This window comes from Arthrobacter sp. T572 (assembly GCF_056780115.1).
In genome coordinates this window covers 2,268,055-2,287,309 of sequence record NZ_JBRAZQ010000002.1, presented here as the reverse complement: position 1 = coordinate 2,287,309, position 19,255 = coordinate 2,268,055, and the positions used below count along the sequence as shown (strand labels likewise).

General features: G+C 63.1%; 16 protein-coding genes. 11 read left to right on the top strand and 5 right to left on the bottom strand.

Annotation, left to right across the window (positions count from 1 at the left end; genetic code table 11):
* Positions 1 to 92 precede the first annotated feature (92 nt).
* Positions 93 to 626 (bottom strand): type II toxin-antitoxin system PemK/MazF family toxin, encoded by a 534-nt coding sequence (locus tag ACUYMZ_RS11745; protein WP_481603476.1) that lies wholly within the window; start codon positions 624 to 626, stop codon positions 93 to 95.
* A 156-nt stretch (positions 627 to 782) separates the two neighbouring features.
* Between ACUYMZ_RS11745 and lepA the strand changes: the two genes are divergently transcribed.
* On the top strand, positions 783 to 2,636 hold the full coding sequence (gene lepA, locus ACUYMZ_RS11740) for a translation elongation factor 4 (RefSeq protein ID WP_426002788.1): 1,854 nt from the start codon (positions 783 to 785) through the stop codon (positions 2,634 to 2,636).
* 2 nt (positions 2,637 to 2,638) lie between these two features.
* Positions 2,639 to 3,868 carry a radical SAM family heme chaperone HemW gene (gene hemW, locus ACUYMZ_RS11735; protein ID WP_426002786.1) on the top strand — a complete coding sequence of 410 codons (1,230 nt, stop codon included), beginning with the start codon at positions 2,639 to 2,641 and terminating at the stop codon, positions 3,866 to 3,868.
* 1 nt (position 3,869) lies between these two features.
* Here the strand turns inward: hemW and ACUYMZ_RS11730 are convergent, their stop codons facing one another.
* Positions 3,870 to 4,283: a DUF4870 domain-containing protein gene (locus ACUYMZ_RS11730; RefSeq protein ID WP_426002785.1), complete on the bottom strand. Its 414-nt coding sequence runs from the start codon at positions 4,281 to 4,283 to the stop codon at positions 3,870 to 3,872.
* Positions 4,284 to 4,389: 106 nt separating this feature from the next.
* The gene (locus tag ACUYMZ_RS11725) at positions 4,390 to 5,238 is read right to left on the bottom strand and encodes a DUF3097 domain-containing protein (protein ID WP_426002783.1); all 849 of its coding nucleotides are present in this window, start codon (positions 5,236 to 5,238) and stop codon (positions 4,390 to 4,392) included.
* Between the two features lie 213 nt (positions 5,239 to 5,451).
* Here ACUYMZ_RS11725 and hrcA point away from each other — a divergent pair, with 213 nt between their 5' ends.
* From hrcA to ACUYMZ_RS11710, 3 genes are read left to right on the top strand one after another with little or no spacing between them, the layout of a single operon-like run.
* Positions 5,452 to 6,459 (top strand): heat-inducible transcriptional repressor HrcA, encoded by a 1,008-nt coding sequence (gene hrcA / locus ACUYMZ_RS11720; protein WP_426002781.1) that lies wholly within the window; start codon positions 5,452 to 5,454, stop codon positions 6,457 to 6,459.
* Positions 6,460 to 6,509: 50 nt separating this feature from the next.
* On the top strand, positions 6,510 to 7,640 hold the full coding sequence (gene dnaJ, locus ACUYMZ_RS11715; RefSeq protein ID WP_426002779.1) for a molecular chaperone DnaJ: 1,131 nt from the start codon (positions 6,510 to 6,512) through the stop codon (positions 7,638 to 7,640).
* Between the two features lie 2 nt (positions 7,641 to 7,642).
* Positions 7,643 to 8,413, top strand: a complete 771-nt coding sequence (locus tag ACUYMZ_RS11710) for a 16S rRNA (uracil(1498)-N(3))-methyltransferase (RefSeq protein ID WP_426002778.1) — start codon at positions 7,643 to 7,645, stop codon at positions 8,411 to 8,413.
* A gap of 39 nt (positions 8,414 to 8,452) precedes the next feature.
* Here ACUYMZ_RS11710 and ACUYMZ_RS11705 read toward each other — a convergent pair whose 3' ends face one another.
* The gene (locus ACUYMZ_RS11705) at positions 8,453 to 9,325 is read right to left on the bottom strand and encodes a GerMN domain-containing protein (RefSeq protein ID WP_442423716.1); all 873 of its coding nucleotides are present in this window, start codon (positions 9,323 to 9,325) and stop codon (positions 8,453 to 8,455) included.
* A gap of 362 nt (positions 9,326 to 9,687) precedes the next feature.
* Between ACUYMZ_RS11705 and ACUYMZ_RS11700 the strand changes: the two genes are divergently transcribed.
* The 5 genes from ACUYMZ_RS11700 to ACUYMZ_RS11680 all read left to right on the top strand — a co-directional run bounded on the left by ACUYMZ_RS11700 (position 9,688) and on the right by ACUYMZ_RS11680 (position 15,184).
* On the top strand, positions 9,688 to 10,764 hold the full coding sequence (locus ACUYMZ_RS11700) for a PhoH family protein (protein WP_426002776.1): 1,077 nt from the start codon (positions 9,688 to 9,690) through the stop codon (positions 10,762 to 10,764).
* Entirely contained in the window at positions 10,761 to 11,234 is a 474-nt protein-coding gene (gene ybeY / locus ACUYMZ_RS11695) for an rRNA maturation RNase YbeY (protein ID WP_426002774.1), read from the top strand. The genes ACUYMZ_RS11700 and ybeY overlap by 4 nt, the downstream gene beginning before the upstream one ends.
* On the top strand, positions 11,231 to 12,562 hold the full coding sequence (locus ACUYMZ_RS11690; RefSeq protein ID WP_426002773.1) for a hemolysin family protein: 1,332 nt from the start codon (positions 11,231 to 11,233) through the stop codon (positions 12,560 to 12,562). Before ybeY ends, ACUYMZ_RS11690 begins: the two co-directional genes overlap by 4 nt.
* Positions 12,546 to 13,508 carry a GTPase Era gene (era, locus tag ACUYMZ_RS11685; RefSeq protein ID WP_442423697.1) on the top strand — a complete coding sequence of 321 codons (963 nt, stop codon included), beginning with the start codon at positions 12,546 to 12,548 and terminating at the stop codon, positions 13,506 to 13,508. The genes ACUYMZ_RS11690 and era overlap by 17 nt, the downstream gene beginning before the upstream one ends.
* A gap of 104 nt (positions 13,509 to 13,612) precedes the next feature.
* Positions 13,613 to 15,184, top strand: a complete 1,572-nt coding sequence (locus ACUYMZ_RS11680) for an LCP family protein (protein ID WP_481603471.1) — start codon at positions 13,613 to 13,615, stop codon at positions 15,182 to 15,184.
* Between the two features lie 88 nt (positions 15,185 to 15,272).
* Here ACUYMZ_RS11680 and ACUYMZ_RS11675 read toward each other — a convergent pair whose 3' ends face one another.
* On the bottom strand, positions 15,273 to 17,225 hold the full coding sequence (locus ACUYMZ_RS11675; protein WP_481603469.1) for a M13 family metallopeptidase: 1,953 nt from the start codon (positions 17,223 to 17,225) through the stop codon (positions 15,273 to 15,275).
* A 249-nt stretch (positions 17,226 to 17,474) separates the two neighbouring features.
* Between ACUYMZ_RS11675 and leuA the strand changes: the two genes are divergently transcribed.
* Entirely contained in the window at positions 17,475 to 19,214 is a 1,740-nt protein-coding gene (gene leuA / locus ACUYMZ_RS11670; protein ID WP_426002767.1) for a 2-isopropylmalate synthase, read from the top strand.
* Positions 19,215 to 19,255: the final 41 nt, after the last annotated feature.

Below are 19,255 nucleotides of genomic sequence, written 5' to 3'. Positions count from 1 at the left end.
GCCTATGGCAGCCAACCATGCGTGACCGTCGACCTGCACGGACACACAGCTACAAATACTAGCAGAAAGACCGGCGGCGTTGCGAGCCGTGGTCAGTTCCACTGATGCCGTTCCTTCATGGCCCTGGACACGGCATTGAACCGCGACTGGCCCAGGACCGCACCCTCACGCCGGACAGCCTGTGGATCCAGGCGGATAACCCTGTCCAGTTTCACCTCGCTGGGTCGTCCCTGGCGGTCCCATGGTCCGCTTCCAATATCAACGTAGTCGCCCGCACGGTATCCGTTGTCGTGGTCCTTGGACGTCAGCATGAGGCCCAGCAGCCAGCCTCCGTCGCGTCCCACCACCAGGACCGGGCGGTCCTTGCCCCGCGAGTGGTCCTCTTCGTAAGGGACCCAGCTCCAGACAATCTCCCCGGGATCCGGTTGCCCGTCCGGCTTTGGCGCATAGTTCATGCGGGCCGTGCCGGTGAAGTCGCCCGGATAGGCGATGGATTGTTTTCCGGAGCCGGGCACCCGGCCATGCCTTTGGGCGGAAGGTCCGGGGGTGCCCGGCTTTGACCCGGCACCCAGTGCTTTGAGGGAACGCAATACCAGTCTGCCAAGAGGGCGCAAGTCTAAAGCCATGCACCAAAGCTACCTTGCATACCACCTGTCCGGTCCCGGATGTACGGCGGAGCACTGGTTCATGGGAGACTAGAGGATCAGAGATACGGCGCGTCCCGGCCAGCCATAGCAAAGCCGGTGGAAAAGCCGTGTGAGTGTCGACAGTAAGGATCCTGCGTGTCTCCCATGGCCCGCACCGCACCGGTGCCCGCCGCAACAGATCCGGCCATCATCCGGAACTTCTGCATCATTGCCCACATCGACCACGGCAAGTCGACCCTGGCCGACCGCATGCTGCAGTTCACCGGCGTCGTACAACAGCGTGACATGAAGGCCCAGTACCTGGACCGCATGGACATCGAGCGGGAGCGCGGAATCACCATCAAGTCCCAGGCAGTCCGCATGCCATGGGAGGTTGAAGGCACGCCCTACGCCCTCAACATGATCGACACTCCCGGGCACGTCGACTTCACCTACGAGGTCTCCCGGTCACTGGCTGCGTGCGAGGGTGCCGTGCTGCTGGTGGACGCCGCGCAGGGCATCGAGGCCCAGACCCTGGCCAACCTGTACCTGGCCATGGAGAACGACCTCACGATTATCCCGGTCCTGAACAAGATCGACCTTCCGGCAGCACAGCCCGAAAAATACGCGGAGGAGCTTGCCAACCTCATTGGCGGCGACCCGGAGGAAGTCCTGAAGGTCTCCGGCAAGACCGGTGTGGGGGTCGAGGCCCTGCTGGACAGGATTGTCCGTGACATTCCCGCCCCGGTGGGCAACGCCGATGCTCCTGCGCGTGCCATGATCTTCGACTCCGTCTACGACACCTACCGCGGTGTCGTCACCTATGTGCGTGTCGTGGATGGCCAGCTCTCGCCGAGGGAGCGGATCCAGATGATGTCCACCAAGGCGAGCCATGAGCTGCTGGAGATCGGCGTCAGCTCGCCGGAACCGGTCCCGTCCAAAGGGCTGGGCGTTGGCGAGGTCGGCTACCTGATCACCGGCGTGAAGGACGTGCGCCAGTCCAAGGTAGGCGACACCGTCACCAACCACGCCAAGCCTGCGCAGGAGATCCTTGGGGGCTACCAGGATCCCAAGCCCATGGTCTTCTCGGGCCTCTACCCGTTGGACGGCACGGACTACCCCAACCTCCGCGAGGCCTTGGACAAGCTGAAGCTCAATGACGCTGCGCTGGTCTACGAGCCGGAAACCTCCGCGGCCCTCGGCTTCGGCTTCCGTGTCGGCTTCCTCGGCCTCCTCCACTTGGAAATCGTCCGCGAACGGCTGGAACGCGAATTCAACCTGGACCTCATTTCCACCGCTCCCAACGTGGTGTACGAGGTCACCCTTGAGGACAAGTCGATCGCCACCGTGACCAATCCGTCCGAGTTCCCCACGGGCAAGGTGAACGAAGTCCGCGAACCCATGGTGGCGGCGACCATCCTTGCGCCGAACGAGTTCGTGGGCGCGATCATGGAACTCTGCCAGAACCGGCGGGGTCAAATGCGGGGCATGGACTACCTGTCCGAGGACCGCGTCGAGATGCGCTACTGGATTCCGCTGGCGGAAATCGTGTTCGACTTCTTTGACCAGCTCAAATCCAAGACCCGGGGCTACGCCTCGCTGGACTGGAAGGCCGACGGCGAGCAGGTGGCCGACCTTGTCAAGGTGGACATCCTTCTCCAGGGCGAACAGGTGGACGCCTTCAGCGCCATTACGCACCGCGACAAGGCATACGCCTACGGTGTGATGATGACGTCCAAGCTGCGCGAGCTGATCCCGCGCCAGCAGTTCGAAGTTCCCATCCAGGCTGCGATCGGTTCCCGCATCATCGCCCGTGAGAACATCCGGGCCATCCGCAAGGATGTTCTTGCCAAGTGCTACGGCGGCGACATCACCCGTAAGCGCAAGCTGCTGGAAAAGCAGAAGGAAGGCAAGAAGCGCATGAAGATGGTTGGACGCGTGGAGGTGCCGCAGGAGGCCTTCATCGCGGCGCTGACCACCGACGAGTCCAAGGACAAGGCCAAGAAGTAGTCATGCCCAGCGTCCTTCCTTTGGGCGACCCGGCACCTGCGGACGGCCTGCTGCCCCCGCAGGTGCAGTCCGGCGTCGAACACCGCAGGTTCGGGCTGTATGTCCACATCCCGTTCTGCGCCGTCAGGTGCGGGTACTGCGATTTCAACACGTACACGGCCACGGAACTGGGTGGAGGCGCGTCTCAGGATGCGTACGCCGGCACCGCGGTGGCCGAAGTTGCTTTCGCGGCATCGGCACTGGACGCTTCCGGAGTGCCGCGCCGCCCGCTGAGCACTGTGTTCTTCGGCGGCGGAACGCCCACGCTGCTGCCTGCCGGGGACCTCGCCCAAATACTGCGTGCCGCAGTCGCGGAGTGGGGCCTTGCGCCCGGTGCCGAAGTCACCACTGAGGCCAACCCGGATTCCGTTACTCCTGAGTCCCTGCAGGTGCTCGCCGACGCGGGGTTCACCAGGGTTTCTTTCGGGATGCAGTCGGCCGTGCCGCATGTGCTCAAGGTCCTCGACCGCACACATACTCCCAGTAAAGTCCCCCAGGTGGTGCAATGGGCCAGGGAAGCAGGCCTGGCGGTCAGCCTTGACCTCATTTACGGCACACCGGGGGAATCGATGGAGGACTGGCAGACCTCGTTGGAAACTGCCCTCTCCTACGAACCCGACCACATCAGTGCCTACGCGCTGATTGTTGAAGACGGCACCAAGCTTGCCGCCCAAATCCGCCGCGGTGAGGTGCCGGGTATTGACGACGACGATCACGCGGCCAAGTACGAACTCGCCGACGCCCTGATCTCCCAGGCCGGCCTGGAGTGGTACGAGGTCAGTAACTGGGCGCGGACCCCGGACCAGGCTTGCCGCCATAACCTCGCCTACTGGCGGGGCGACGACTGGTGGGGAATCGGCCCCGGCGCCCACTCACATGTGGGCGGCGTCCGTTGGTGGAACGTCAAGCACCCTGTGGCCTACGCCTCGCGGCTGGCCGCTGGGAGCTCACCGGCCGCCGGGCGCGAAACGCTCGACGCCGGAACCCGGGAAGTGGAGCGCATCATGCTGGAGGCGAGGCTCGCCTCGGGTCTGCTCGTTGATGCCCTGGGTGGCTCCGGCCGGCACGCCATGGCCGGGCTGATCGCCGATGGTTTGGTGGACCCGGCGGCTGCCTTCCGGGGCAGTCTGCAGCTCACCCTGAAGGGGCGGCTGCTTGCCGATGCTGTTGTCCGCAGGATCTTGCCGGAGTGAGCTACTTGATCCAGCGGAGGTTGAACCGGTAGCGGTGCGGCTGCCCGTGGTTGACGCGGATACCGGCTGAGACGGAAAAGCAGGTCAGGGCCACCCAGATGGCTGTGGCAATGACCGCGAAGATGTTGCCCACCACCGGCAGGAGCACCAGGATGTTCGCCACTGCGGCGGCAATGGTGGGAGGAAGCGTGAAATTCAGTGCTTCCTTGGATTCCTGGGCCGTGAAGGGCCCGCGGTCCTTGAAGATCAGGTAGATCAGCAGGGAGGGAATGCAGCCCAGGATGCCGCCGAAGTGCGCCAAGGTGGCCCACTGGCGGTCTTCGCCTGCGGTCAGGGGGAGTGCGTTCGCAGGTGCGCCATGGTACTGGGGCTGACCAGCGGCCCGGCCCGGCTCATCAGGTGCGTTGTCTGCCACGGTGTGTTCCCTTTGCTTCGAGGTGCTGCGGTCTTGCTGTCCCAGAATACTGTGTCCCGGCCGGGTTCCGGGACCACGGTGCCGTGACCCGCGCCGGGAATTTCCGCTAAGGGGCCGTGAGGAAGTCGATGACTTCTTCCACCCGCCCCAACAGCGAGGCCTCGAGATCGGCGTAGGTACGTACCGCCCCCAGGAGCCGCTGCCAGCCCAGGCCGATGTCCTCGGCGGTGGTGTGCGGCCACCCAAAAGCCTTCAGGATTCCCGTTTTCCAGTCCATGCCCCTGGGAACTGAGGGCCACTGCTCGATGCCGAGGACTTTGGGCCTGATCGCCTGCCATACGTCCACATAAGGGTGTCCGACAATCAGTACGTTTCCCGTGGCGCCGGGAAACGTCATCGCCTCCGCAGCGATCCGGGATTCCTTGGAGCCGGCCACAAGGTGGTCCACCAGGATGCCAAGCCGACGCCCGGGACCAGGCTTGAAGGCGGCAATCGCGGCCTTGAGGTCATCCACGCCGTGCAGTGGTTCCACCACGATCCCCTCGGCCCGCAAGTCGTCACCCCAGACTTTTTCCACGAGTTCGGCATCGTGCTTGCCCTCAACCCAGATGCGGCTCGCCTTGGCTACCTGGGCCCGCTGGCCCTCCACCCGCACCGAGCCGGATGCTGTACGGCCACCTGCCGGCGAGGCGGGCGCTTTCGCCGCGGGCGGCATGAGCCGGATGGCTTGGCCTTCCAGAAGGAAGCCATAACCGAGCTGAAAGGATTTGGTCTTGCCCCGGCGGTCCTCCAGCGACACGATATGCATTCCGCCGGATTTCTCCACGCGCGTAACTTCTCCCACCCAGCCGGACTGCACGTCCTCCAGGACCATGCCCCGCTGGACGGCGACTTCAGGGAGCCCGGTTTTGGCCGGGGCGGAGAGATCGGTGGGACCCCACGTGTCAAAGGCCAAGGGCCTGCCTCTCGTAGCTGGGCGGGATTAGCAGGACGGCAAGGGTGCGCGGCCCGCGCCCGACATCCCGGCGGGCGGTTTCCATGCTAACAACGCCGGGGCGCATACTAGACTATTAGCACTTGGGCATGTTGAGTGCTAAAAACGGTGTGAGCCGTCTGTCCCGCGATCAGTGGTCGGCGGGACCGGGGAAAGTCGTCAGGAGGTGTTGCAATGAGTGAGCCACGCAAGCTTGAAGTGCTCCGTGCCATCGTTGAGGACTACGTACACTCCCGGGAGCCCGTGGGGTCAAAGGCGTTGGTGGAAAGGCACCATCTTGGCGTGTCCAGTGCCACCATCAGGAACGACATGGCGGTCCTGGAAGAGGAAGGCCTCATCGCAGCGCCGCACACGAGTGCGGGGCGCATTCCCACGGACAAGGGCTATCGCCTGTTCGTGGACCGGATCTCACAGGTCAAGCCTCTGTCTGCTGCGGAACGGCGCGCCATCCATTCCCTGCTTGAAGGACCGGATGATCTTGATGACATCCTGGAGCGGACCGTACGGCTGCTGTCCCAGCTGACCAACCAGGTGGCCGTGGTGCAGTATCCCCACTCCAAGCAAGCCCTGGTACGCCACGTGGAATTCGTCCTCCTGGGCCCAACCCAGGTACTGGCAGTCCTCATCGCCGACACCGGCAGCGTGGGCCAGAAAGTCATCGAGACCGGATCTGAGGTCTCCAACGACGCCCTGATGGCTCTGCGCTCCAAGTTCCTTGGCAGCATTGCCGGCACGCAGTTGTCCCTCCTGCCCCAGGTTCTTCCCTCGGTGGTCGCGCTGTGCCGTCCCGAGCTCCGGGGCCTGGCGCAGAGACTTGCCCACGGACTCGAAACTTTGAGCGATACCAGCAGGGAGGAGCGGATTCTGCTGGCCGGAACTGCCAACCTGGCCCGCTCCAACGTCGACTTTCCCCTCAGCATCGGCCCGGTTCTTGAAGCCCTTGAGGAACAAGTGGTCATGCTCCGGTTGTTGTCGGATATGGGCGACGACCCACGGGGTGTAACGGTCAGCATCGGGCGCGAGAACCCCTACGACGGGCTGGCGGAAGCATCGGTGGTGGCTACCGGCTACGGCTCGGGAGCCAAAGTCGGAATCCTTGGTCCCACCAGGATGGACTATCCCACCACCATGGCCGCGGTACGCGCCGTGGCCAGATACCTGTCACGAATTCTCGGTGGCTGAAGCAGCCCCGGGGTAAAGAACTGCAGTACAACAAGGAAGAGATACCGACTTTGAGCAGCCACTATGACGTTTTGGGAGTCTCCCCGGAAGCGACCGGAGAAGAGATCAAAAAGGCGTACCGAAAGTTGGCACGAAAGCTTCACCCGGACGTCAACCCGGGCGAGGACGTCGCGGAACAGTTCAAAGCAGTGACCCATGCTTACGAAGTCCTGTCCGACCCCCAGAAGCGGCGGGTCTACGATGCAACCGGCAACGAGAACGGTACCGACAACGGGTTCGGTGGCGGCTACTCCGGCCAGGGTTTCGCGTTCCAGGACATCTTCGATACTTTCTTCGGCGGTGGCGCAGGTGGCCACGCAGGCCCGGCTTCCCGTGTACGCCGCGGACAGGACGCCCTCATCAGCGTCAGGATCGACCTCAAGGATGCCGTCTTCGGTGTCAATAAGAAGCTTGAAGTAGATACCGCCGTCGTATGCCCCACCTGTGACGGCAGTTGCTGCCGCCCGGGCACGCATCCGGAGCGGTGCGACATCTGTGGCGGAAGCGGCCAGGTGCAGCGCGCGGTCCGGTCCATCCTCGGCCAGGTGATGACCACGGCACCCTGCGGTTCCTGTGAGGGCTTCGGCACCATCATCAAGGATCCGTGCAACGAGTGCAGCGGCCAGGGACGTATCCGCAGCCGCCGTTCGCTCACCATCAAGGTCCCCGCCGGTGTAGCCACAGGAACCCGTATCCAGCTCTCCGGCCAGGGCGAGGCCGGTCCTGCGGGTGGTCCGGCCGGCGACCTGTACGTGGAGATCCGGGTCAACAACGATCCCACGTACGTCAGGGAAGGCGACGACCTCCACGCAACGTTGAGCGTGCCGATGACTGCAGCCGCGCTCGGCACCGAATTGAACCTTGAAACCTTTGACGGCCCGCAGGAAATCGACGTCAAGTCCGGAACCCAATCCGGTGAAATCATCACCCTGCGTGGTCTCGGTGTGACACACCTGCGTGGGTATGGCCGCGGCGACCTCAAAGTGCACCTCCATGTTGAGACGCCCAGCAAGCTGGATGCGGCGCAGGAAGACCTGCTAAGGCAGCTCGCCAAGTTGCGCGGGGAACAGTTCACGGAGGGCAAGCTGGTGGCCAGCGGCGGCATGTTCGCCAAGCTCCGGGACAAGCTCGGTAACCTGTAGCGGTGAGCAATCCCGTTTTCTTCGCCTCGCCGGGTGCGCTGGATGGCGTCGGGCCGGGCTCGGTGTTCGTCCTGGACGGACAGGAAGCCCGGCACGCTGTCACGGTAAAGCGGATCGTGGCCGGTGAATCCGTGGACATCACCGACGGCGCCGGGACCCGCCTCACCGGGACGGTGGTTGAAGCCGGGCAGGGGTCGTTGTCCGTTGAGGCCGGTGAGGTTTCCTTCGAGCAGCGCCCTGCGGTCCGTCTGGTGCTTGTCCAGGCTTTGGCCAAGGGCGACCGCGACGAGCTGGCCATTGAGACGGCTACCGAGCTTGGAATTGATGCGGTGGTGCCGTGGCAGGCTGAACGTTCCATTGTCCGGTGGAAGGGCGACCGGGCAGCCAAGGCCCATGCCAAGTGGCAGTCCGTGGTGGCAGCTGCGGCCAAGCAGGCCCGCAGGTCCTGGATACCCGAGGTTCGTCCTGTTGCGGACTCGGCCGGCCTGTCCAAGGCGGTCGCGGCAGCAGACATGGCCATCATCCTGCATGAGGACGCCAGGAACTCCCTGCGGTCTGTCCTGGAAGCGGCAAGCCTGGTGGCTGACGGGACAGAAGCACCCCTTGAAGTGCTTTTGATCGTGGGACCGGAAGGCGGCATCTCACCGCGGGAAGTTACCCGGCTCAGTGACGCGGGGGCCGTTACGGCGCTCTTGGGTCACCACGTGTTGCGGTCGTCGACGGCGGGGCCTGCCGCCGTCGTTCTTGCCAGCGATGTCCTGGGACGCTGGTAGGCGCTGCCGACAGCCCCTCCCGGCTACCGCCCGGCAGGGTTATTGGACGCGGAACAGCCGGGTATCGGTGGTGCTTTCATCGGTTTGGCCGGATGCGTCCACCTGCGAAACACGAACCTCGTACTTCCCGGGCTTCAGCGTGGCGCTGAAGGAGAAGACGCCGAGTTGCCCGGCCTCGCCGGAAGCTTTCGTCTGGCCGGTCAGCAGGTTGGCCCGGTCCCCGTTGCCATTGTCCTGCAGAATCTGCCAGGCCACGGGCAGTGAGCTGTTGGTGGTGCGTCCATTGAATTTGACGGCTCCGGGCGGAAGGGCGTTGTCTTCCTGGGGATCGATAATCCACAGGGGGGCCACCAAGGAGGCATCCCGGGACATGGGCTGGCCGAGGCGGACCTGGCCGAAGGCCATGAAATCCGTATGTCCGTCCACCAGGATGACTACCTGGATCTGCTGCCCGGAATTGATCAGTCCCGACGACGAAGCAGCCGCGGTAGCTGTATAGACGAGCTGCTGGATTGCCCGCTGCGCCATGCCGGCGTCGAGGTTGGAGTTGAAGGCATCACGGGAAACGTCGACCGTGATGACGTTCTTGCCGGAAATTGAGGTGGCCAAACTGCCGGGCTCCTGCCACGGCGTGAAGAAGTCGTGGTCCAGCGGCTTGTCGGCCATCATGATCCGCAGGGCTGTGGTCACGGGGTTCCCATCACCCGAAATGTCCCGGAACTCGCGGTAGAGGTACACCTCGTCCTTGCTGCGACCGATCCAGTACACGGGAATCTTGGTGGAAGCCTGGGTTGTTTCCAGTGGTGCATTGCTGGCCGGGGCCTCCTGGAGACTGGCCGCCGGGGGGCTGGTGGACTCCGGAGTGGAACCACCGTTGGCGATGCAGCCCGTCAACAGGAGGACAGCAAGCATTGCCGGCGCGGCCACCACGGATTTCCTCCGTTGTGGTGCGCCATGCTGGGTGTGTGCCGGCTGCTTGATGGGGGGTCCTTGCCTTGGTTTCGGCGGTGTCCGCCGGAAGTTTTCACGTGGCGTTGTTTCTGCCCGCCATGCCAGCTTGGCATATCGGCGGCGGCGGTCGCCGGGGATTTCCGGGCATGCGCCGCAACTGAAACAGTATTGATACCCGCCCGATGCCGAGTTGAGACAAAATGTCGCAGGGCGCCTGCCTGCCCGGCCGGGGCGACAGAAGGCGTCCGCCGAAGGGCGGGCTGGCGTAGGATTGAAGGCAACTGAGAACCAACCCGAGGAGAACAGGCCACACGGCCACCACTATGAGTGAATCCCTGAATGGGCGGCAGCGGACCGGCAACGGGAACCCGGCCTCCACAGAGTTCCCGCACACCTTACCGGGTACGCGCACGGAAATCGTCACGTTCGACAACTCCGATCAGATGGTTCACTCGCTGGGCAGCCACGACGAGGCCTTGCGATACATCGAGGAGCAGTTCCCGGATGTCAGCTTCCACGTCCGCGGCAATGAGCTGTCCATGACGGGCCCTACGACCGTTATCCCCAGGATCATGCGGCTTCTGGAGGAAGTCCGCGGACTGGTCGCGAAAGGCACCGTAGTCACCCCTGACGTCTTGCAGCAGCTCGTGTCCCTGCTGCGGTCGCAGTCGGCCCAGAACCCCGTGGATGTTCTGACCCACAACATCCTCTCCAGCAGGGGCCGGACCATCCGCCCCAAGACGTTGAACCAGAAGAACTACGTCGATGCCATCGATGACAACACGGTGATTTTCGGAATCGGTCCGGCCGGTACCGGCAAGACCTACCTGGCCATGGCCAAAGCGGTGCAGGCCCTGCAATTGAAGGAAGTCAACCGCATCATCCTCACCCGTCCCGCTGTTGAGGCAGGGGAGCGGCTGGGCTTCCTGCCCGGAACCCTCAGCGACAAAATCGATCCGTACCTGCGTCCCCTGTACGACGCATTGCACGACATGATGGACCCTGAGTCCATACCGCGCCTCATGGCCGCCGGAACAATCGAAGTGGCACCGCTGGCGTACATGCGCGGACGCACGTTGAACGACGCCTTCATCATCCTCGACGAGGCCCAGAACACCACCCCGGAACAGATGAAGATGTTCCTGACCCGCCTGGGATTCGGTTCCAAGATGGTGGTCACCGGGGACGTCACGCAGGTAGACCTGCCTTTCGGCGCGACCTCGGGCCTCCGGATCGTCCGTGAAATCCTCAAGGGCATCGACGGCATCAACTTCTCGATCCTCGAAGCTTCGGACGTTGTCCGCCACCGGCTCGTGGCAGACATCGTGTCCGCCTACAGCACGTGGGACGACGCCCACCGTTCGGGGGACGCCCATCACAAACGTGGAGAACGAAAATGAGCATTGAGGTCAACAACGAGTCCGGTGTGGCAGTCGATGAAGAGCAGCTTGTGACGCTGTCCCGCTACATCTTCGAACGCCTCTACATCCATCCCCAGGCGGAGCTGTCGATTCTCCTGGTGGATGAGCCGGCCATGGAGAAGCTGCACATCGAACTCATGGATGAACCCGGCGCCACGGATGTCCTCTCCGTGCCCATGGATGAGCTGACCCCCGGAACGCCGGACAAGCCTGCCCCGCAGGGCATGCTCGGAGACATCGCCATCTGCCCCCAGGTGGCAGAGGTCCAGGCCCGCAATGCCGGTCATCCCACCCAGGAGGAGATGCTCCTGCTGACGACGCACGGCATCCTCCACCTGCTGGGGTTTGACCATGCCGAGCCCGAAGAAAAGGAAGAGATGTTCGGGCTGCAGCGCGAGCTTCTCTCCGGGTTCCTCGGCAAGGACGCCCCCATGGAGACCATGCAGTGACCTTATTGATCCTGGTCGGCATGGCTCTGGTTTTCCTCAGCTTTGTCGCCCTGCTGACTGCCGCCGAGGCGGCCTTCAACTTCCTGCCGCGGCACGAGGCCGAGCAATCCGTCCTCCGCAGCAAGGGAAGGGCCCTTGCAAGCATCCTGAAGGACCCTGTAGCGCATACGCGGGCGCTGCGGTTTTGGCGGGTGTGGTTCGAGATGGCTGCCGCCGTTGCTGTGGCGCTGGTCCTTCACAGCCTGCTGGACAATGTGTGGCTCACGGGGCTCGCAGCCACAGGCATCATGGCAGTCATTGGCTTCGTCCTCGTCGGTGTTTCGCCCCGGCAACTGGGCAGGACGCACTCCGGTCCGGTGGTGAGGTTCACCGCTCCTTTGATCAGGTTCCTCTGCTGGGTTCTGGGTCCCATTCCCGGCTGGCTGGTTGCCCTGGGAACTGCGGTGGCACCGGGTGCCCCGGCCGGTGACGATGCGTTCGTCAGCGAAGAGGAATTCCGCGAGTTCGTCGACCGTGCCGCGGAATCAGACATGATCGAAGACAACGAAGCCGAGCTTATCCAGTCCGTCTTTGACTTTGGCGACACGCTGGTCCGCTCCGTCATGGTTCCCCGCACGGACATCGTCAGCATTTCCACGGGCTCGGACCTGGAAGCCGCGATGGCACTTTTCCTGCGCTCAGGGTACTCACGTATCCCGGTCATCGGAGAGAACACTGACCAGATCCGCGGCATCCTCTACCTCAAGGATGTAGCTGCGGCCATGCACCGCACCGAACCCGGGCTCCCGCCACACGACGTCGATTCGCTGGCAAGGGAAGTACGCTACGTTCCCGAGTCCAAGCCTGTCAGCGATCTTCTGAAGGAGCTCCAGCAGGAGTCCACCCATGTGGCCATCGTTATCGACGAATATGGCGGAACTGCCGGCCTGGTAACCCTGGAGGACCTCATTGAGGAAATCGTGGGTGAGATTGTCGATGAATACGACGCCGCCGCCGAAGAGGCTGTTGACCTGGGCGACGGAAGCTTCCGCGTCAGTGCCCGGATGAGCATCGACGACCTCGGGGAACTCTTTGACATGGACCTTGATGACGACGAGGTCGACTCGGTAGGTGGCCTGCTGGCGAAGGCCCTGGGGCAGGTCCCCATCGTTGGCAGCGCCGTCGAGGTGCACGGCATCAGCCTTCGGGCCGACCGCCTGGAAGGCCGGCGCAACAGGGTCAGCCACATCATTGCGGCGGCCATGCCAAAGGAAGACACTGACTTTGAGGACCTCTTCGATGAGGCCGATACAACGCAACAGGGAGTTCCACGTGAGCAAGCAAAATAAGACGCACGGCGCCGAAGAGCCTTACGGTGGCTTCCACGCCGGATTCTCGGTTTTGGTGGGGCGTCCCAATGCGGGCAAGTCGACTTTGACCAACGCGTTGGTTGGACAAAAAGTTGCCATCACCTCCGCAAAGCCGCAGACCACGCGCCACACCATCCGCGGGATAGTCCACCGCGAGGACGCGCAGTTGATCCTGGTTGACACTCCGGGGCTGCACCGGCCGAGGACCCTGCTGGGCAAGAGGCTTAACGAGTTGGTGGCTGACACCCTCGCCGAGGTTGACGCCATCGGGTTCTGTCTACCGGCCAACGAGAAAATTGGTCCGGGCGACAAGTACATCGCAGCCCAGCTCGCCGCCGTCGGGAAGAAGCCGATCGTGGCAATCGTCACCAAGACAGACCTGGTGGACCGGCAGGCCCTGACCGAACAACTGCTGGCCGTTGCAGAACTGGGCCGCGAGGTCCTCGGCGGCCAGGGGTGGGCCGACATTGTCCCGGTTTCGGCGGCAGATGGCTTCCAGGTGGGCACGGTGGCCGATGTCCTCATTAAGCACATGCCGCCGTCGCCACCTTTGTACCCCGACGGCGAGCTGACGGATGAACCCGAGGCGGTGATGATCGCCGAACTGATCCGGGAGGCGGCACTGGAAGGCGTCCGCGATGAGCTGCCCCACTCATTGGCCGTTGTGGTTGAGGAAATCGTGCCCAGGGAAGGGCGCACGGAGGACAATCCGCTGCTCGATGTCCGGGTCAATCTCTATGTTGAGCGTCCCTCGCAAAAAGCAATCATCATCGGCAAGGGCGGCAGCCGGCTCAGGGAAGTCGGCACGAATGCCCGCAAGGGCATCGAGACCCTGCTGGGAACGCGGATCTACCTTGATCTGCACGTCAAGGTGGCCAAGGACTGGCAACGGGATCCCAAACAGCTGGTCAAGCTCGGCTTCTGACCGGCATCTCCACAACGGCGTGGCTGGGGGGTCGATAAGGAACTTCCCAGAATCGGCCACTATGATTGCGGAGATCCACGTGTTTGAGGAAAGGTAACCGAATAGTGCGACGTCGTGACGCCCGCCCAGAGGGCCCCGGCACCGCTTCCGATGCGGCGCGCCATGGCGGGGTGGCTCTGAACACCCCACGCCATATGAATGCGCCCAAGGGACTTCCCCTGTGGTTGAAGATCGTGACCGGTGTCGTGTCGGTGGCCTTGGTCGCAGGTGTCGCGTTTGCTGCGTTTTGGTACATCAGGCTCCAAAGCAACATCACCAAGGCACCCCTGAGCGCCGGTGAAACCAGGGATACCGGCGATGCCGTGGTTAACGACAAGTCCGACCGCCTCCAGATCCTCATCCTCGGTTCGGATACCCGCGACGGCAAGAATGCCCAGTACGGCAGCGTCGAAGACTCAACGGGATACGGACACTCGGATGTCATGATGCTCCTGGACATCTCAGCGGACAACAAGCGCGTGAGCGTTATGAGTTTCCCCCGGGACCTTCTGGTGGACGTGCCCGAGTGCACCGACCACACCAACAACCAGTCGTTTCCCGCCAGGAGCGGTGTGATGATCAACGCAGCCATGGCCGAAGCCGGCATCGGCTGCGCTGTTGACACTGTCAACAAGCTGACGGGGTTGGAAATCGACCACTTCATGATGGCTGATTTCAATGCGGTCAAGGAATTGTCCATGGCCGTGGGCGGCGTGGACGTCTGCGTCAGCGACCCGGTGTTCGACCCCGACTCGGGACTGCGTTTGGCGAAAGGCAACTCGCAGGTCGAAGGCGAGCAAGCTTTGGCGTTCCTGCGGACGCGACACGCCTTCGGGGATGGCGGCGACCTCGGCCGCATTAAGGGCCAGCAGGCGTTCCTGTCCTCCCTCACGCGCAAACTTAAGTCCGAGGGCACCCTGGGTAATCCGCAACGCCTGCTGCAGATCGCGGACGTCATTACCCAGAACCTTACTGTCGACGAAGGCCTCGCATCCGTCCCCACGTTGTTGACCATCGGCGGTCGACTCAAGGACATCGATGTGTCCAAGGTTGCGTTTGTTTCTGTTCCCACGCAGGCAGCCGCCCTGGACCCCAACCGCCTGGAACTGGTGGAACCGCAGGCATCGCAGTTGTTTGCAGCCTTGCGGGCCGACCTCGACCTGACGAATCCAGGTGCGACGTCCAGCCCTACCGCGTCCGAACCCGCTCCGGGTGCCGGGACCGAAGCGCCGGCCACCCCTGCGGCCCCCGCAGCTCCCGCCTACAACAAGGCCATCCAGCCCGTAGCCGTTGCCGACGGCAGCGGAGTGGGCACCCGGGCGCAGGAGATCCTGTCCGTACTGACGGGCAACGGCTTCTCGCAGGCCGTTTCCTACCTCGCCAATCCCGTGGAACAAACAGCCGTCTACTACGGGCCAGGGTTTGCCGACGTAGCTACAGACGTAGCCACCCTGTTCGGGATTCCGGCAGCCCAGGTTCAGCAGGCGGCCGGGGTCTCGGGTGTGCAGCTCTATGTAGGTACGGATTTTGCTTCCGGCACGGCCTACGGAGCTACCTCGGTTCCCCCGGATGTCGTCAACCAGACCGCCAACGACGCCGTGTGTCAACAGGTGAATCCGTTGTACATCACGCAGTAGCGAGTCCGGTTCCATACCTGTAGAAACCACAAAGGGCCGGGAACCTGTGAACACTTCACAGGCTCCCGGCCCTTTTTGCTGCCCAGGGTTACCAGATGCTGACCCGTTCGCCGTGGTCCATCCACATGCCGTCTCCCTCGCGCACGTCAAAAGCCTGGTGGAAGGCGTCCAGGTTCCTCGCTATTGCGTTGGTCCGGAATTCATTGGGGGAGTGGGGGTCCGTGGCCAAACGGCGGATGGCTTCCTCCGTCCGGATCACCTGGCGCCAGCCAGCGGCCCAGGACATGAAGAAACGCTGCTCCCCGGTGAAACCATCGATCACTTCCGGTTCTTTGCCGTCCAGGCTGAGCTGGTACGCCTTGTACGCAATGGTCAGGCCGCCGAGGTCGCCGATGTTCTCACCGAGGGTGAGCTTGCCGTTGACCTTGTGGTCCGGCGCAGCGTACGGAGACAACGCGTCGTACTGTTCCACCAGCTTTGCAGTGCGTGCTTCGAAGGCAGTGCGGTCTTCCTCGGTCCACCAGTTCCGAAGCGCTCCACTGCCGTCGAACTGTGAGCCCTGGTCATCAAAACCGTGGCCGATCTCATGGCCAATCACAGCACCGATGCCGCCGTAGTTGACGGCGTCGTCGGCGTCGGCAGTGAAGAACGGTGGCTGCAGGATGGCAGCCGGGAAAACGATCTCATTGAGCATCGGATGGTAGTAGGCGTTGACCGTCTGGGGCGTCATGAGCCACTTGTCGAGATCGACCGGCTTGCCCACTTCATCCAAATGCCGTTCAACGTCGGCATCGTGGGCCCGTTCGACGTTGCCCAGGAGATCCTGGGGATCGATCTTCACGCCCGAGTAGTCGATCCACTTTTCCGGGAAACCGATCTTGGGGCGGAATGCTTCAAGCTTCTTGAGGGCTTCGGCCTTTGTTTCTTCCCCCATCCACTCAAGGGAGGTGATGCTTTGGCGGTAAGCCTCGATCAGATTGGCCACCAGTGTCTGCATCCGTGCCTTGTGGCCGGCCGGGAAGTGGCGTTCCACGTAGATCTGCCCAAGGGCCTCGCCCAAGGCGGCTTCGACGACGGCGACGCCACGCTTCCAGCGTTCCTTGTTACGGGGCGTGCCGCTTAGGGTGGTTCCGTAGAATTCGAAGTTGGTGTCCACGAAGTCAGAGGACAGGTAGGGCGCAGCCGAGTTCAGGACGCGGAGCGTAAGCCACTCTTTCCAGGTTTCCAGGCTTTCCGATTCGAGCAGGGCTGTGGCGCCGGTAAAGAAATCCGGAGTGCTGACTACGAGTTCGCTTCGCTTGGATGCTTCGACCCGCGCTGCTGCAAACCACGTTTCCAGGAGCGGGAAGAGTGCCTTTGCTTCTTCCGCGCTCTTAAGGTTGTACGTCTTCTGCGGGTCGCGGAGCGTGACCTTGTCCCAGTGGTGGGAAGCCAGTGCGGTCTCCAAGGCGACGATACGCCGGGAGGCGACATCGGCGTCGGGAATTCCGGCCAGGTCGAAGAGCTTGGTGATGTATCCGCCGTAGGCTGCCACAATGGGGGCGAACTTTTCTTCACGGTAGTACGACTCGTCGGGAAGCCCCAGCCCGCCCTGGCCAATGTAGAGGAGGACCCGTTCCGGGTTGCCTGCATCAGGGGCAGGGTAGATGGAGAACAAGCCGGACACGTCCGAGCGGAACAGCCGCCCCATGAGTGAGGCGAACTCCGTCACGGACGAGGCGGCTTTGATCTCCTCCAGGCGGCCACGGATCGGATCCAGGCCCTTGGTTTCGGCAGCGGCTTCGTCCATGAAGCTGGCGTACAGCCCGCCCACCTGCTGTTCGACGCCGGAGGCGTCCGGTCCCTTGGCAGCGGCTTCCTCAATGATGGCCCTGACCGCAAGTTCGGCCTCGTCGCGCAATGCGGTGAAGGTACCTTCCAGCGGCCGGTCGTCAGGGATGGTGGTGCTGTTCAGCCAGGCCCCGTTGACGTGCTGGTAGAGGTCGTCCTGCGGCCTGACGCTGTGATCGATGTTGGAAAGTGTGATCCCCGACTCTGGCAATGTGGCTCCTTGGATGGACGCTGCCGCCGGCGTTGCCACCGTCGCGGCGTCTGCATAGTGGACGTTGCATATGGTGTTGCACTGTCATCATACGCACCGTGCTAGGGTGAATCTGTGCGTGCGGGAATGCTTCTTCTTAGCTGCCGCGGCGAGGCCTGAAAGCTATCTGACGCTGGGCCATCCTCGCCGCGGAGTTTCGTTGTGCCCGGCTAAGCTTTCACTGATTACTTAGAGAAAAGGCCACACGACATGCGCAATGCACAAAAGCCCTCCGGTATGCCGATCCACCGGTACCTGCCTTTCCAGGACCAGATCACCGTTGAGGTCCCGGACCGGACTTGGCCGGACAAAGTCATCACCAAGGCTCCCCGCTGGTGCGCGGTGGACCTGCGCGACGGCAACCAGGCGCTCATCGATCCCATGAGCCCGGCCCGCAAGCTGAAGATGTTCCAGCTGCTCGTGAAAATGGGCTTTAAGGAAATTGAAGTCGGGTTCCCCTCGGCCTCGCAGACCGACTTCGATTTTGTCCGCCAACTGATTGAAGGCGGGCATATTCCGGACGACGTCACCATCCAGGTGCTGACGCAGGCGCGCGAGCACCTCATCGAGCGGACGTACGAGTCCCTGGTTGGTGCCAAGCAGGCGATCGTGCATCTATACAACTCCACTTCCGTGTTGCAGCGCCGGGTGGTCTTTAACCAGGACGAGGACGGAATCCTGGATATTGCCCTGCAGGGTGCACGGTTGTGCAAGAAGTACGAAGAGACCCTGACGGACACGCACATCACGTACGAATACTCGCCGGAATCCTTCACGGGAACCGAGCTCGAGTACGCAGCCCGTGTCTGCAATGCAATTGCGGACGTTTTCGAAGCATCCGCGGACAAGCAGGTCATCATCAACCTGCCGGCGACCGTGGAGATGGCAACGCCGAATGTATACGCGGACTCCATTGAGTGGATGCACAGGAACCTGCACCCACGTGAAGGCATCATCATCTCCCTGCACCCCCACAATGACCGTGGCACGGGTGTTGCGGCAGCTGAACTGGGCTACCTGGCAGGGGCGGACCGCATCGAGGGCTGCCTGTTCGGCAACGGTGAGCGGACGGGCAACGTGGACCTGGTCACGCTGGGCCTGAACATGTTTGTCCAGGGCATCGACCCGATGATCGACTTCTCGGACATCGACGAAGTACGCCGCACGGTCGAATACTGCAACCAGCTGCCAGTCCCCGAGCGCGCTCCCTATGGTGGGGATCTCGTTTTCACGGCTTTCTCCGGTTCGCACCAGGATGCCATCAAGAAGGGCTTCGAGGCACTGGAGAAGGATGCCGCCGCTGCCGGGGTTCCCGTCCAGGACTTCACGTGGCAGGTTCCCTATCTGCCCATCGACCCGAAGGACCTCGGCCGCAGCTACGAGGCTGTCATCCGTGTGAATTCCCAGTCGGGCAAGGGCGGCGTCGCGTATCTGCTGAAGAACGAGCACAACCTGGATCTGCCGCGCCGCGCGCAGATCGAGTTCTCCGGGGTCATCCAGCGCAGGACAGATGCGGTGGGCGGCGAGGTCAGCGGTTCCCAGCTGTGGCAGATCTTCCAGGACGAATACCTGCCCTCGGACGAGGAACAGGCCCAGTGGGGCCGGTATTCGCTGGGCAGCGTCAGCACGGAGACCGATGAAACCGGTGCCATGACCATGAACGCGAACCTTCGCATTGACGGCACCGAGGTGCGCCGGACCGGGCATGGCAACGGACCCATTGCGGCCCTGCTGGACATCCTGCACCACGACGGTGTGGACGTCCGTGTCCTGGACTACAGCGAACACGCTCTCTCTGAAGGCGGCAGCGCCAGTGCAGCCGCCTACGTGGAGTGCGCCGTGGGCGAACGTGTCCTCTGGGGCGTCGGAATAGACCCCAGCACCACCACTGCCTCGCTCAAGGCACTGATCTCGGCAGTCAACCGCGCCGTTCGGGACGCCCAGGCGTAACTGCTGTTCCGTGTGGTGGCCCCGGGTGGGCCACCACACGC